The organism is Staphylococcus debuckii (assembly GCF_003718735.1).
GTDB classification, from domain to species: Bacteria; Bacillota; Bacilli; order Staphylococcales; family Staphylococcaceae; genus Staphylococcus; species Staphylococcus debuckii.
The window spans coordinates 546,806-562,594 of record NZ_CP033460.1 but is presented as its reverse complement, the minus strand read 5'-3'; the positions used below and the strand labels follow the sequence as shown (position 1 = coordinate 562,594).

General features: G+C 39.6%; 7 protein-coding genes, 1 tRNA gene and 2 pseudogenes. 2 read left to right on the top strand and 8 right to left on the bottom strand.

Annotated elements, in window-relative coordinates:
* The first annotated feature begins 77 nt into the window (after window positions 1–77).
* Window positions 78–4,034 carry a GEVED domain-containing protein gene (locus CNQ82_RS02540; protein WP_123143946.1) on the top strand — a complete coding sequence of 1,319 codons (3,957 nt, stop codon included), beginning with the start codon at window positions 78–80 and terminating at the stop codon, window positions 4,032–4,034.
* A gap of 97 nt (window positions 4,035–4,131) precedes the next feature.
* Here CNQ82_RS02540 and CNQ82_RS02535 read toward each other — a convergent pair whose 3' ends face one another.
* Together CNQ82_RS02535 and CNQ82_RS02530 are read right to left on the bottom strand one after the other, a co-directional pair.
* Entirely contained in the window at window positions 4,132–5,340 is a 1,209-nt protein-coding gene (locus CNQ82_RS02535) for a putative glycoside hydrolase (protein WP_123143945.1), read from the bottom strand.
* Window positions 5,341–5,518: 178 nt separating this feature from the next.
* Window positions 5,519–5,608: transfer RNA gene (locus tag CNQ82_RS02530), tRNA-Ser, on the bottom strand.
* A gap of 133 nt (window positions 5,609–5,741) precedes the next feature.
* On the opposite strand from CNQ82_RS02530, the gene CNQ82_RS02525 reads away from it, so the two are divergent.
* Window positions 5,742–6,761: an AlkA N-terminal domain-containing protein gene (locus CNQ82_RS02525; protein ID WP_123143944.1), complete on the top strand. Its 1,020-nt coding sequence runs from the start codon at window positions 5,742–5,744 to the stop codon at window positions 6,759–6,761.
* 184 nt (window positions 6,762–6,945) lie between these two features.
* Here the strand turns inward: CNQ82_RS02525 and gtfB are convergent, their stop codons facing one another.
* The 6 genes and pseudogenes from gtfB to asp1 all read right to left on the bottom strand — a co-directional run bounded on the left by gtfB (window position 6,946) and on the right by asp1 (window position 15,780).
* Window positions 6,946–8,286 carry an accessory Sec system glycosylation chaperone GtfB gene (gtfB, locus tag CNQ82_RS02520; protein WP_123143943.1) on the bottom strand — a complete coding sequence of 447 codons (1,341 nt, stop codon included), beginning with the start codon at window positions 8,284–8,286 and terminating at the stop codon, window positions 6,946–6,948.
* Window positions 8,279–9,802: an accessory Sec system glycosyltransferase GtfA gene (gene gtfA, locus CNQ82_RS02515; RefSeq protein WP_123143942.1), complete on the bottom strand. Its 1,524-nt coding sequence runs from the start codon at window positions 9,800–9,802 to the stop codon at window positions 8,279–8,281. Before gtfA ends, gtfB begins: the two co-directional genes overlap by 8 nt.
* A 15-nt stretch (window positions 9,803–9,817) precedes the next feature.
* Window positions 9,818–12,208, bottom strand: coding sequence for an accessory Sec system translocase SecA2 (gene secA2 / locus CNQ82_RS02510; RefSeq protein WP_123143941.1), 2,391 nt, complete (start codon window positions 12,206–12,208; stop codon window positions 9,818–9,820).
* Window positions 12,201–12,707, bottom strand: coding sequence for an accessory Sec system protein Asp3 (gene asp3, locus CNQ82_RS02505; protein ID WP_123143940.1), 507 nt, complete (start codon window positions 12,705–12,707; stop codon window positions 12,201–12,203). The genes secA2 and asp3 overlap by 8 nt, the downstream gene beginning before the upstream one ends.
* A 5-nt stretch (window positions 12,708–12,712) precedes the next feature.
* A pseudogene (gene asp2 / locus CNQ82_RS02500) lies at window positions 12,713–14,245 on the bottom strand (accessory Sec system protein Asp2).
* A pseudogene (gene asp1, locus CNQ82_RS13265) lies at window positions 14,235–15,780 on the bottom strand (accessory Sec system protein Asp1). Before asp1 ends, asp2 begins: the two co-directional pseudogenes overlap by 11 nt.
* Window positions 15,781–15,789 lie beyond the last annotated feature (9 nt).

Below are 15,789 nucleotides of genomic sequence, written 5' to 3'. Positions count from 1 at the left end.
GATATTAGTAATCCCCCGTCCTCCCATTTTTAAATTCAATTTTTCATAACAACATAAAGAACATAGGAGAAAAAATAATGAAAAAACGAAAGCTTCAATCAAACTTTCCACAAAATATTTACAACAAATATTCAATAAGAAAATATTCAATAGGAACAGCTTCCATTTTAGTAAGCAGTTTATTATTTTTAGGCTTTTCATCTGATGCAAGCGCTAGCACAGAAGAATTAAAAGCAGAAATAGTTAAAACTACAACAGATGAAATACAACCTAAAGATAGTACCCAATCTAAAGAAGCTCCATCAACAGATATTCCGAAAGACCCTACCCTCTCTGCACAGAAAGGTGTAAATAAACCCGTTGCGCCGGTACAACAAGATACTAATAAACCTACTGATAATACCGCTCCCCAAGAGCAAAATACAAAACCAGCCCAACCTAAAGCTCAACCTGATGTTGATAAAGATAAGGTACCTGTTGAAAATACAGAATCTAAAACTAAAGATAATATTAAAGCACCTACAAATTATGAAAATAATAAAGCTATTATAGAAAATGCTAAGTCAGCAAGTTCAAGTTTAGACGCATCAGATAATATTGTTGGTCCCGACCCTACTGTTCAAACGGGTGTAACAAAAGCAGCTGACTTACCTGTCGCTACTAAAGAACAGGTGAAGAATATCAACAATCAAATTACATGGATTGATTTTTCTGATCAAAATGCAATTTCAAATGTTGGTCAAAGTGATACAGGCCAAATAGCCCTTAAAGTCGGAACAAAATATGAAAAAGAGATTATGCCTGGTTTAGTAGTGAAAGCTACAGTTAAATCTTTACAACCTTTCGAAGCAACACCAATGTATAAACGTCGAGCAGAAGGTGATCCCAATTCAGGTTATAACCCTAATGCTACTAATATTGTAAGAAAAGACGCTCACGATGATGAAATTGATAAAGAGGCTTTCGTAGTTGTTACCAAACAAGATCCAAACTGGTCACATCTTAAAAAAGCAGGCATTGATACTGGAGAAGAACTAACAAACTTTGGTTCGAATCGAAATTATGGAAATGTCGGTGCTACTTTCGAAGTGAAAACTATTTATAATGGCAAAGAAGTTCCTGCTAATATTGTTATGGCAGACGGCGAAGAAGCAAAGAATATTGAATCTTTAATATATACCACTAATGGTAGTGGTTGGGAATTATTTGCTAATGCGAGAAAAGATGGTAACCCAGAAAACTATATGCCTCAAACAACCAAACAAGGATATTTTACTGACTCTATAGATAAGGGTGGGCACGGTAAAGGTAAATATTATGCTACTCCAGATGAGAATTTCGGCGGCTTAGGTACCCAAATATTTGGTTCGAATCAAACAAGACAAGATTATAATAGCGTACCTATTGTATTAACGACTGGTGCTACCGAAGTATCATTCTTTGTAAACTCACCCGGTATTCAAACAGTTCAAATGGGATTTGTTCTTATAGACAAGGGAGATGCTCCGGAAACGTATGGAGAAGCAATCCATGCTATAACTGAGAATAGTAATATTAGTCAACCATTCTTAGGTAGTCAGAAAGCCGATGTTGATTTTGATACATTAGATGATCAACATAAAAACTGGGAAACTGATGATATTAATACCCCTAATAGTGTAAAAGACCCTGATGAAGGTGAAAAACAACTTGTGGGTGTTACAGACAAATATGTTGTTTATAATGCTGCTGATCAATCTTACAGCTTAGATGTTATTGCAAATACAGCCGACAACGACACATCTTATGTTCGTGGCTGGGTTGATTTCAATAACAATGGTGTATTTGATGAAAAAGAAGGTTCAGACCTCGTAACAGTTTCTAGAACTGGCGCTGATGGCAAGAAAATTACACTTACATTTAAAAACATTCCACAGCTAACGGATGATGCACTTGATTACTTACGAGTTAGAGTACGTACTTCTCTTGCTAAAGATTCAGTAAATCGTCCTAACGGTGTAGCATATTCAGGTGAAATAGAAGACTTCGAAATCAGAGTGGTACACCCTCCTAGAGGTGAAAAATCTGAAACTACAGGTGTTCAAGGACAACCTCAAACATCTAAAGCGGTATTTACAGCTCATGGACGTGTGGATAAAGACTGGCCGAAAGTGAACGAAATTGATACTACTAAAGATATTAAAATTGTCGATGATCAAGGCAACTTAGTTTCTACTTTAACTGTTCCTGGTGAAGGTAAATATGATATAGCTCCAGATGGTTCTATCACTTTCACTCCTGAACCTCAATTTACTGGCACAGCTAAAGGTATTGTTTTACGTGCAACTGACTTAAACGGCAACACATCAGGTTGGACAAGCAACACAGCTGAAAACAACTTAGAAAATAACAATAATGGTGTAAACGGAACAACTACAATGGATGCTGTTTACATTCCAATAGTAACTGCTGTTACTCCAACTGCTGATCCAGTTGAGACTACAGATATTCAAGGTAAACCTCAAACTGGTACGCCAGTATTTAAAGCAGGAGATCCAGCAGTACCAATCGATGAGAGCGTGCCGCCTAAATTGGTTGATCCAGCTACTGGTGCCAAAGTTGATACTTTAACTGTTCCTGGCGAAGGTACTTATACAGCTAATCCAGATGGCACGGTAACATTTAATCCAGAACCTCAATTCAAAGGCGAAGGCAAAGGTGTCGATGTCAAACGCGTCGATAAAAACGGTACACCGGTTACTGCGAAGTACACACCTAAAGTAAATGAGGTTATTCCAACTGCAAAACCAGCAGAAACTACTGGTGTTCAAGGACAACCTCAAACTGGTACGCCTGAATTCAAAGGCGGAGATCCTTTAGTGCCAATCGATGAAACAGCTGCACCTAAATTGGTTGACCCACAAACTGGAAATAAAGTACCTACTTTAACTATTCCTAATGAAGGTACTTATACTGCGAATGAGGATGGTACAGTAACATTTACTCCGGACCCTAAATTCACAGGAAAAGCAACTCCAGTTACGGTAGAAAGAGTTGATAAGAACGGTACGCCGGCTCAAACGACTTATACACCTAATGTAACTGCAGTAACACCAACTGGTACTCCTGCGACATCTACAGGCCTTCAAGGTCACCCTCAAGAAGGTACGCCTGTATTCAAAGGCGGAGACCCTTTAGTACCAATCAACGAAAACGTTGCGCCTAAATTGATCGACCCTGAAACTGGCAACGAAGTTGACAACGTAACAGTTCCTGGCGAAGGTACTTACACTGTTGATCCTGACGGCAAAGTCACTTTCACTCCGGATCCTCAATTCAAAGGTGAAGGCAAAGGCGTCGAAGTCAAACGTGTCGATAAAAATGGTACACCAGTTACTGCGAAGTTCGTTCCAACTGTAACAGCAGTAACACCTAAAGGTACACCTGCAACATCTACTGGTGTTCAAGGTCAACCTCAAACTGGTACTCCTACATTTGAAGGCGGAGATCCATTTGTACCAATCGACGAAACGGTTGCACCTAAATTGATTGCTCCTAACACTGGAAAAGAAGTCGACAAAGTTGTTATTCCTGGCGAAGGTACTTACACTATCGACCCATCTGGCAAAGTTACATTCACTCCAGATCCTAACTTTACAGGTGAAGGTAAAGGTGTTGTAGTTAAACGCGTTGATAAAAATGGTACAGTAGTAACAGCTAAATATACACCAACTGTTAAAGCTACTCCAAAAACAAAACCAACGCCGACTAAACCTGTTGTACCTGAAGGTAAAACTCCAGTGAAAAAAGATAAAGTTATAACATCTAATGAAGACGAAGTTAATACAGTTGCACCTGAAAAACAAGCTAAGAAAGCTCAACCAGCAACTGATAAAGCTGAAACAAAACATCAAAAAGCTGCATCTGCTAACAAAGCTAAAGCATTACCAAAAACTGGTAATGAAGATAATAATGCTAACACAACATTGCTTGGCTCAATCCTTGTATTATTCGGATTAGCAGCATTCAGCAGAAGAAAAAAAGAAGATAAATAATAGTTCTTTCTTTACCTAGAAACTGTCCAACAGTTTCTAGGTTTTTTTATGCTCAAAATAAAAACTGAACCTCAAATAAAGGCTCAGTTCTTAACTACTATTGTGTTTTATCACTTTGCTTTTGACTTTTCTCTGGCGTATAATCTACACCTTTAGTGTAATCTCCAGAAGCATCCCACAACAAGAATTCATGAATTCCATGATTGCGCAAAGCTTGAATTTGTTCGGAAACTTCTTTAGAATCATATTCTTTATAATTCCCCTCACCTAGATAGCTTGCAGTGAAATCTTGCAGCCAAGGACGCGTTTTAGGATGCTGCTTTCCAGTTTTTTTCAATACCGCTTCTTCTTTATCCAAATAATTATCTACTGTTTTATAAGGTTCTAAGTCAGGATGTTCAATACCGAAGTCACCTGGGTTCCAGTGAGAAGGGTAAATCATCGAAGATATCACATCTACATTTTCAGCAATCTTAGGGAAACTTTGCCCTATACCCGGCGCTTCTTCAACTGTCGCAGAATAACCGAAGACATCCGCAGAAATTTGTGCATCTAGTGGATGAATTTCTTTACGCGCAGTTTTCAAGAAGTTAGAAATTGTGTCGACACGTTGCTGTGTATGATTCATGTCGTCTCCTTTATAGTTGCCATTTGTATATTTCAAATGTTTATCCATATTCTCGAAACCTTCCGGGAAGCGCACGTAATCAAATTGTACTTCTCTGAATCCTGCTTTGGCCGCTGCTTTCGCTACATCAATATCATAATTCCATACTTGCTTACTGAAAGGATTTAAGAATTTATCTCCGCCATCACTTTCCCAAACTTGGCCATTTTGCTCTTTAAAAGACCATTCAGGGTGTTCTTCAGCTAAACGCGAATCCTTAAATGTTACTACACGTGCAATCGGATAAATATTATTCTTCTTCAAAGTTTTCATCAGTTTTTTCAGATTTACCATTTCAGTCGTATTTTTCTGAATCAGCTTATTATCTGAATTTAAATCCATCGTAATATTACCGCTATCATCTTTAACGTCAATTACCATAGCATTCAATTCTGTTTCATTGATAAATTTAATCAACTCATCAAATTTTTCTCCTTGCAGTGAACCAGGTGTAACGTAAATACCTTTCACACCATCTTTCGGATATTTGATTTTATCTTTTTGCTGATCTTTTTGCTGATCGGATTGTTTGTGGTTAGCAGATTGTTTATTGTGTTTATCGTCCGATGTTGAATCACTACTGCCACATGCAGTCAGAATCAGTGTGCTCGCTGCTACAACTGTCAACATGCGCTTCATTGTTCCCATCCCCTTAATTTCAGATATAGAGCTATAATAAATTTATACATTTTAAGACTGAAAATTATAAACATCTCTATTCTTACTAAGCTTAACGAAATTGTTGATGACTAGCAATTAAATTGTGGGAAAATAAAAAAAGCACACTGGCCTTCTATATCCAGTGTACTTAATGCGACGGAGAAGAAGGGATTTGAACCCCCGCGAGCCGTTAAGCTCCTGTCGGTTTTCGAGACCGATCCCTTCAGCCGTGCTTGGGTACTTCTCCATGCTCTTGTGACAGTGTTTCATTTTGCAAATTGATGATAATTCAACACCGACAGTCTCTACCTTAAATTTTTTCTATATAGATTTCAAGGGGTTTGCTTAAATCGGGTAAGAAATAATAAGGAGTGAAATCGATGCAATTTAAACAGCCATTTATCCGTAACTTTAAAGAAAACTTAAATACAGACATTTGGACCACTGCACCCGTCGATGCCAGTTGGTACCAACAATCCATCCACTTCAACTTACACTACCAACCACCCTACATTTGGTCAGCCATGATAGATTACCTAGCCAAGCGGGCCATTCCAGGCGTAGAAACCGTGCAAGATCGCCATTACGCACGTACCGTCTTGCTGCATCCTCCCTTTTCACATAGAACTGTAAAGGGCTGGCTTCGGGTAAAAGAAAACCTGGAGAGCAACGCACTCACGGTAGAGATGAGCGCAAGTTTAATACCTGAATGGCATGAAGTTGTCCAGAGATTACGGCATTTATTTGATTTAGACGTTAATCCAGAAATTATTACTAAAACATTAAACGAGCCGTGGGTTACTCAAGGATTACGTGTACCAGGCGCTTTCAACGGATTCGAGTTAGGAGTTCGTGCAATCTTAGGACAGCAGATTACCGTTAAAGCAGCTACTACACTTTCCGGTCGCTTAGTGCACACATTAGGCACACCCTTTGAAACTGGAATCGAAGGATTAGATACATTGTTTCCTATTCCTGAAGCGTTCGTGCAATTAATGCATGGCGAAACGCCTATTGCAGATATATTAGGTCCCTTAGTCATTACCGGGCGGCGTTCCAATACTATAGCTGCATTAGCAGAAGCGCTCGTTAATGGGCAAGTATATTTGAATCCTTTAGTAAAAGGTGTTGAAAATAATCTTTCTTCCGCTTCTCACAACGTTCAAATGCAAGCAGCTGAAGCTGAGATGCGACAACTTTTAGCAATTAAAGGTATAGGTAATTGGACGGCACAATATATCGGCATGCGTGCACTGGGTTACACCGACAGTTTTCTAGAAACAGATATCGGTATTAAAAATGCAATGCCGAACTACGACACACCTAAAGCACGTTTAGCTGCCTCTGAAGCTTGGCGTCCTTTACGTAGTTATGCAGTCGTTAATTTATGGAATATGTAAAACATAATTGAATTCCATGTTAATATTATGACACACTTACAAAAACCCCCTCACTACTCGCAATAGTGAGGGGGTTAGTGCATCTATACTAGATTCCTTGTTAATTAAATTATAACACTATAGTGCAAAGAAATGCAAAATTATATCTTGAGCGTAGTATGTTTATTATCACAATCCATCATCACTAAAATAACTGTTTGAACGTTTGAACATCTACAACGTTCGCTTGTTGTTTTTGACGTTTCAATAAATCACGCCATTTTTCATGATTATCTATAGTCTGGTGCAGTTGATGCATCAATTCGCGATAATCTGCAGTCTTATAAACTGTACTAACATCAACATATTTTAAGTTATGCGCAGTTTCCTGATAGGCAAAGATTAACATATCTGCTAAGAAGGCACGATGGACTGCATCTAAAATTTCATTGCCGGAATTAATATCCAGGTACACATCGCAATCATTATATAAACGTCGTACCGTTTCAGGTTCCAACGATGGATAGAGTTTTACATTATCATAGCGTTCCATCGCCAACAATTTCGAAGACATTTCAGTTAAGGCCCCAATATGGAATTTCAAATGCGGACTGAGTTTCACAATCTCTTCTAAATTCTCGATTTGATCCGAATTGGTCATCGTCAAAATGTTAGAAGTAAATTGATTGTGGCGTGTGAAGGGATAGATATAGCCGCCTAACTCCACCTTTTCTCTTTCAGCATCTCCTACTTTTCCAACAATCTGGTCATACTCCTGGCGTTCCGGTACCACTAAGGTGAAATCACGCGACGAGCGATTAGCATCATCTTCATTCAACACTAAGCGCATATTACCTGGCAATGCAGCATTCTCATCAATATACTCTTGCCATACTACATAATCGTGTCCTTCAGCGCCTAGATTATAAACCACTGATAAAGGTGTACCAAGATGATTAATAACAAAGCTATCCAAATCAATTCCCATGATTTCTAAGTAAAAGACAATGAAGTCTGCTTCCGTTTCAAAAAAGTAATCCTTTCCATGCCAAGTCAGTACATAATTTGAAGTAGTGTAATTCACATAAATCAGCGGTTCTCCTTCACGTGTGAAATATTCTTTCAAAATCGCGACACCCCGTAAATCATAAGTGGTTTGGGCAAAACGGATTCCAAACTGATCGTAATGGTCACAATAGCGGACAAAGCCTTGTGGATCTAACCACTCTACACTACTGACAATACGTTGCTTGTAATTGGGTTGATAGTGAATCTTACCGCGTACTTCCCCCATATCTTTAATAACCGCTTGATTATTATCACCTTCAATATTCCAGAAGCGCGGAATTTCTATTTCATTAAAATACAAGGCATGGTCGCTGTCTTTGATTTCATTTTCCGCAAAAAAGCGATAAGGCGAAGTCACTGCTTCCGGTAAAAAACCATCATCATTTAATACGACTGTTAAATGGTCCAATCCAGCTTCTAACATAGAATGATACAGTGTTTCAGTCGGTTGATTAAAACGTTCGAACAGATTAATCATTAAGCACCTCTCCTATCAAGTTGCGCCACTTCTCTTGAATATGCGCTGTTTTAAATGCTTCTGCAATCTCATACGATTTCTCATGAAACGCTTCCGTATTTCCTTGGAAATAATCCACGATACGAGCTGCAATTCGGTCTGTAATTTCATCTAAACGGTCTTGTTTCAAATCAATAGGAATTAAATAGCCGTTTTCTCCATGTTCAATAAATGTCGGATTACCATATTTGACATCAAATCCGATCATTCCTAAGCCTGCACCAATAGCTTCCATCAAGGTTAAGCCGAAACCTTCACTCGTTGACCCAGAAACAAATAAATCATAGCGAGGATAGATTTGAGCCAAGTTAACATGCCCGTGTAAGCGGATATAATCTTCTGCTCCTAATTCTTGAATCAAGTCTTGCAAGGCAGTGCGTTCACCACCTTCACCATAAATATCAAAGGTAATTTTGGGCAGTACTGCTTTAGCTTTAACGACACCACGAATCAACCAATCAACATGCTTTTCCGAAGCGAGACGTGAGGCGCTGATAATCGAGTAAGGACGGCGTGTCTCTTCTTTTTCAGGGTAGCTTAATTCATGCAGACTGCCGACTGGTATCGTATGAATGTTAGGAGTGTGGTTTTGATAATATTGCATCTGCTGGGTTAAGATTTCATTTTGTAAATCGGTAGCTGTAATAAAGAAATCAAATTCAGGCGCATTTCGAAATTGGTATTCATAATAGTTGTTCCATAAAATCGTTTCGTCATTGGTGCTGCCTTCACTAAAGTGTTCTGCATGCACCACTACACCTAGTTTACTGTCACCTTTATGTTGCAAGACTGCCTGACCGATATGCAGCTCATGAGAAGCGCGATCAAGAATCACTACATCATCTGCAGTAAGGTCTAATTGTTCCATAAAGTAAGCGACAAAGGCTTCTTTGCTATAAAACTTAGCATCTTCAAAGCTGTACATATGCCGGTCGCCATCAATAAATTCTTGATAGGCAATTGAACCATCTTGATTATAGAATTGGCGCAGGTAAACTTTAGCGCGCTGTTCAAAGGGTGCATAAAATTCAGAATAGATGCGTGTATACGAATAGAAGTCTTTACGAATCAAATTGCCATTCACCACAAACTCAGCTCGATTCACAATATCACTATCTGCGTCTTTTAAATAACAAGTAATAAAGTTTTGATTACCTGGCATAAATAATCGACGTACGGCGCCAGCTTGTTCTGTACGCACAACCTGGTTCTGCAAGGTATCTAATAAATCATCAACAGTATAGGTCGTCGGGGCAATGGGAATATCTGAAAAGTACTGATACAACCAAATGACTTCATCATCTTGAAAGCCCATATTTTCGGTATACGTTTGAATATTTTCATTTTGAATCAAATCAATAAATACAAATTTCAACGGATGTTTAAAATTTCTTAAAAGCTTGGCACGATATGCCTGCGCATATTCTACGCCGCTGCTCGCCCAGCCAATACCGAAATTAATATTGTAAATTGTCACTTTACTTCCCCCTAGTTATGGAAAATGGATAATCATTGCATCGTTCTTGCCGAAAGTCACCATACTTAAACTGATATTGCGAATCATATTGTGTTTAATTTCTTCGCCCATTGCTTCATAGGATTCCAAAGCAGCGCGATGATATTCGAAAATAGCATTACGCTGGCCATTTTGACGATTATTGACACTGCCCTTTAATTGTTGCAGATGGTCGACTTGTCGAATCCAGCCCTGGTCAATAGCTTTTAAGACACACTTCTGCAGAAACTCATGATACATTTCCGCATCATTTAATGTCTCAGCTTGCCTGCGTTTTTGCGTTTGAAACAACTGAACTAAAAAGGTAATTACAGCATTCTGGCTCTCTAATATTTCCGCTTCAAAATCACCTTTAAAATCAAAGCTGACATTTTTGTAAATATAGGAGCGCAAATTATCAGCATCCAGTTGTGCCCAATTATCTTGCACGTATTGATGATAAACATCTTCTGCCATGCGTTCTAAATCAAATTGCCCGAAATTATTCAGTGCGAGTATGTTATCGCGCTCTTTGTAAATTAAATCCCTTTGTATACTGATACTTTTTTCAAATTCATTCGCCATTTCACGAGCCGCAATCCCTTGTTCTTCTGAAATTTGTTGCGCTTTATGTACAATCTTGCTGACTTTATGTCGAAAGAGCGGACTTTGTTCTAATTCTGCAGCGTCTTGTTGTTTTAGTTTGTCATTTTCTAACAAGTTGGTATTACCCCATCGCTTCACTACGTAATCCTCAAGTGAAATATAAAATTGCGAGGACCCTGGATCGCCTTGTCGTCCGGAACGCCCGCGCAGTTGACGGTCGACACGACTGTTATCCATATGTTCATGCACCAAGACGGCTAATCCACCAAGTTCCGCCACTCCTTCTTCCAACTTTATATCCGTCCCGCGTCCAGCCATACTCGTAGCTACTGTCACTGCTCCAAGTTGTCCCGCTTCTGCAATCATCTGCGCTTCTTTAGCCGCATTTTGTGCAATCAGCAGATTATTCGGGATATTATTTTGAAAAAGAAACATCGAAAATTGTTCTGCTGCTTCGGCTGTGCGGGTAATCAAGAGTACAGGGCGTTTGGAGCGATACAACTCTAATAAACGGCGCATCAAGGCTTGATTCTTATCTTCAATCGTCATGAATACTCTATCTTTATAATCTTCCCTCTGAACTGGTTTATCAGTCGGAATCTGCACCACAATTTTGCTATACAAATCATTCAATTCCTTTTCACCTTGTTTAGCTGTACCCGTCATTCCTGAGAATTGATTGAATTGCTTAAATAAATTTTGAAACGTAATGGTTGCCATGATACTCATATCATTGGTAATTTCAATTTCTTCTTTGGCTTCAATGGCTTGGTGCAAGCCAGATTGTAATTTAGTTCCGGGCAGTAAGCGGCCAGTAATGCGATCGATTAAGACGATTTCGCCTTTCAAGACATAATAATCAATGTCCGCTTCGAACAAATAACGTGCACGTAATGCTAAATTGATATTACGGATTAAATCTAAATGACGTGCTTCATATAAACCAGGCACATTGAAATAATCACGGGTCGCTTGAATGCCTGCTGAAGTCAGCCACACTTCTTTCTTCCGTTCATCAATTTTAAAATCGCGTTCTTTTTCCAAAGTCTGAACAAATTGTTGCGTTATTTCAAATAAGTTTGACTGTACCCGTGGTGCGCCAGAAATCACTAAAGGGGTCTGAGCCGCATCTAAAATAATGGAATCAATTTCATCAATCAATGCGTAATTCAAATCCGGCATAAATTTGCCTTCTAATGAATCAGCCAGATTATCAATTAAATAATCAAAGCCTAGACGGCCATTTGTCGTATAAATGATATCCGCATTATAAATTGCTTGTTTCTCTCCAGGCTGATATTCATAGTCAGGGTCGCCGATAAAGCCTAACGACGTGGTCAAACCTAACCATTCATATAAGGGACGCATCTCCTCATAATCACGTTCAGCTAAATAATCATTCGTGGTTACCAAGAAAGCACCTTCCCCGCTTAACGCATTTAAATACAGCGGCAAAGTCGCGGTCAGAGTCTTGCCTTCTCCGGTCTGCATTTCTGCAATATTCCCTTCGTGCAAGACGATAGCACCGAGCACTTGTACGTCTTTCGGATACATACCGAGTACACGTTTGCTAGCTTCACGTGCTGTGGCATAAGCTTGCGGCAAAATATCGGTTAGAGATTTGCCATTTTGCAGAGCTGCCCTAAAGATAGCCGTTTGTTTCTGCAATTCAGCGTCGGTTTTGGCAGCCATTGTATCGCTCAATTGATTAATTTTGCGCAAAGTTTTCTCTAAAGACCGTAAACGTAGTCGATTAATTGTCTGCTGCATTGCATTAGCCATCTCTGCCACCTCCCTCTTGGCGCAGCGCTTCTAAAGTATCGGCAGGATGAGAGTGCGCCGCGACTTGTTCTTCAGGAATAATTTCAATCCGTTCAAAATGCAAAGATTCCATCGCCGCATTAATCATTTGCACTTGATACTCGTAAGCCTCTTCCGGCATCTCGATATCAATTTCATCCTCTTTCGCAATAAACGTAGCCGCTTCTGTCCCATTTCTTTTTAAAAAGATAATCTTAAAATAAACGGTGTTAGCTGGTACGGCGGTCACATGAAATTTAAAACGATACGTGACACCTTTTTTCAGAAAAGGCAAGGCAGGAAAGGCACGGTCAGTATAAAAATTTGTGTGCATATACCATTCATGAATAACGGTTCCTGAAGGCATCAAACGGTTCTCATACTGAGCACCGCCAGATTGAAATTGAAGTCGTGCTCCGTACATAAAGGTAGATTGATTGATTTGTCGCCAATAAACATTGAAATGCTGTGTCTCTGCCATACTATCTATCTCCCAAACTCATTTCTGAGCATAATATTATAGAAGTTGGTAAACCAATTGGCGATAGTCGGAGTGTCGTCGTTATGTCGACCTGGAATGCCACGACTGATAATTTTCACCTTTTGTTTACCAAAATAATTCACCAAGTCATTATGTGCTTGCGGATCATAATCATCATGTTCCATAAACGCAATCGCAAAGGTGGTATCGGATAAATCGTTATATCTCATGTATTCCCAAAACTTATCATTAAGATGCTGAATGGCAATGTCCTCATTTGAATGCTCATTCTTGAGTAAAATATCAAGCATTGTGCCGAAATCATTCGGACGGACTAAACGCATATTGGCTGCAATCGTCCCCATATTAACGAGCGGTTTGCCGACAATAATCGCCTTAGGTCTTAATTTTCCGCTATAATACAATGCCCCGAAAGACCCCATGGATAATCCTGACATGATTAAATCACTATCTGAAAAATTCAGTTCGGCTAATGTATCTTTAATCGTTTGTGTAATGGCCTTTTCATATTCTTCAGAACCTGCATAGAAAGCGCCGCCTTCAAGTCGCGGATCACCGAATAATAAGAACGGCGCCCCCATTTTTTTCATCATAAAAAAGGCTTCAAATCCTTCTGCAGGACGGTAACCACTGAAATAGACGTTCAGCGGTGGTTTTAAATCTCCGGGATTGAAATAATAAATAAACTCATTGCGCTCAGTATCTGTATAGCGATGCCCGCCTAATATAAAGTCGCCGAAATCTAATCGGGACCAACGTTTATGTACGGGACCGATTTTAACTTTGCCTGATCCTTTTGCTTTAATTGATACCGCAATATAGCAGTTGATGGGCTGCTTGTGGATGGTAATAGGTTCGCTTAATTCGTCTTGGGTAAATGTATAGGTCTCTAAAATTCGGTCGACCGCACTGTTGTCACCGACTCTGAAAGTATATTGAAGCTGTACATCCCCTTCGATTTCAAATTCAGGCCAAATATCATTGGCTTTATTCTTATTCGCGGTCAAAATGGTCTTCCAATGAATGAGCGGATTAAAGTCTGTTCCATAATCTCCTTCCAGCTCGATGTTCACGTTGCCGTTATATTGCATCGTACCTGTAAACGCTGGGTTAACTAAAGCATCTATCGTACTGACTTTATCTCCGTATTGTCCGGAGAAACCGATTGTTTGAATTTTATCGATTAACTCCGCTGTGGTCTCCGCCATTACTTCTCTGAAGAAGTACTTTCTAGCAGCACTGAACTGTCCAAATCTTTCTTCCCAAAAAGGACTTTCAACGTACGTATTGAACGGTTCGCTGATAATATCTAGCAACGCGGCCAAATTCTCGGTGTAGTGTGTTTGAATGAGAATAAACTCAAAGGCTTTCTCTGCTTGCATCTCGCTGCAGAGGGTTTCGAAATCTTGTTCTATATTGTCGTCGTTGACATAGTGCCAATCTATCTCGCTTTATGTCTCAAATGCCTCCTCGTAATTGTCAGGACCGATTTGGAGTGCTCTGAATTTACGTGCCATGTGTTTCACCTTCTATCAATCGATTGAGTTGCTCTACAAGTTTTTTTGAAGAATAGGCTTCCACCAGTTGCACCGAATAGGCAAATGCAAAGTTCCAATTCTTCAAGCCGATAAGAAATGTATCGAGTGCTTGCGGAAGTTCGGTATTGTGGGTAATCAATAATCCGTTTGCCTGGTCTTTCATGTATTCTGTGGGTTGGCGATTAATTTGCGGAATGCCCGCACTGATACTGCTGATTTGTAAAAATAAATCGGGCTCGTGATTCAAATCAATCATGATTCGCAATGTTGAAATGAGTTTCACAATATCCGCTTCAAAGGGAATAAACTCGAAACGCACCAATTTCAATTCGGCAATTTGTGTTTCATCCATCAACATATAGCCCGGCTGTGCTTTCGCAAAGGTCTCGTTCACTTCATCGATGCGGTCTTTCAACGTTTCTGCACGTTGGGAACGTGAATGGCGTGTCAGCAATACCAACCGCAAATCTTCACCTTTCTGTACATAAGGGATTAAGACATCAAGTTGTTGATTGACTTCTTCTAGTGACAAACCGTCTATCATCAGGCCGATTTCCGTTTCGTGCAATTGACTGCTTAAATTCGGCAAGATAGTCGCTGGGAAAGGTGTGTGATGCATGATGTCTGTTGCAAGTCCCGCTGCTTCCTTGTATTGCTTAAGTTGTGCTGTTTGAGTCTGAGAATCTACCAACCAATGCTGTGCTGATAGTCTGTAAATCTGAAGTGCTCAGTTCAGGCTGTCTGCGACTGAAAAGTGAAAACGTCAGCTGCTGGCCGTTGATGACTTCACTCAGCAATGCATTATGTCTCGAATCAGACGCTGCAATATAGGTATTGTGCGGGCTCTGATGTGTTTCTATGTAGGCTGCTAAATATTCTTGGATGACTTCTTTCATTGATGAATATTCTGATTGTTTGAATTGATCGTGAAAGAATTCAGCAACTTCTACTTTCCCCGTATCTAAGTGTTCCTCTATCACTGTATGACCTTCACGATTGAGATACGCAATCTTTTCAGGTTGTGCCTGCTGATTAAAATAAGTCACACTCGACAGAAAGCCGCGGTCGTCAAAGATGTATCTTTTTTCAATATGATTATTATAATAATCTTCTACCCAAGTCATATAACCTTCTTGACTCATGTATATATTTGAAGAAGTATGTGCGCCTGTATAAGCCTTCACAATATAGGGTGTATAAATAAATTCTGTTCCTTCTGGCCAATGCAAGTCGCGATAATCTATCGGTTGCGGCGTCGCTGGTTCGAACCCTTGTATAGCATCAAACACTGACCAATAGGAAGATTCAAAGAGACCGTTGCGATATAAAAAGTTCCGCAGTTCAGAATGATAATTTAAACAAATGAGTTCAAAAGGTTCGGCATGTTTCGCCAGCATGTTCCCGAGACTGACCATATCATCAAATTCTGTTGTGAAATGTGTCTCGTAAAACGGCATGGCCTTATCGCGCCACCACTCGCCTTCATGATACCAAGCTGGAATTAAATACTTCACTTTAGCCCT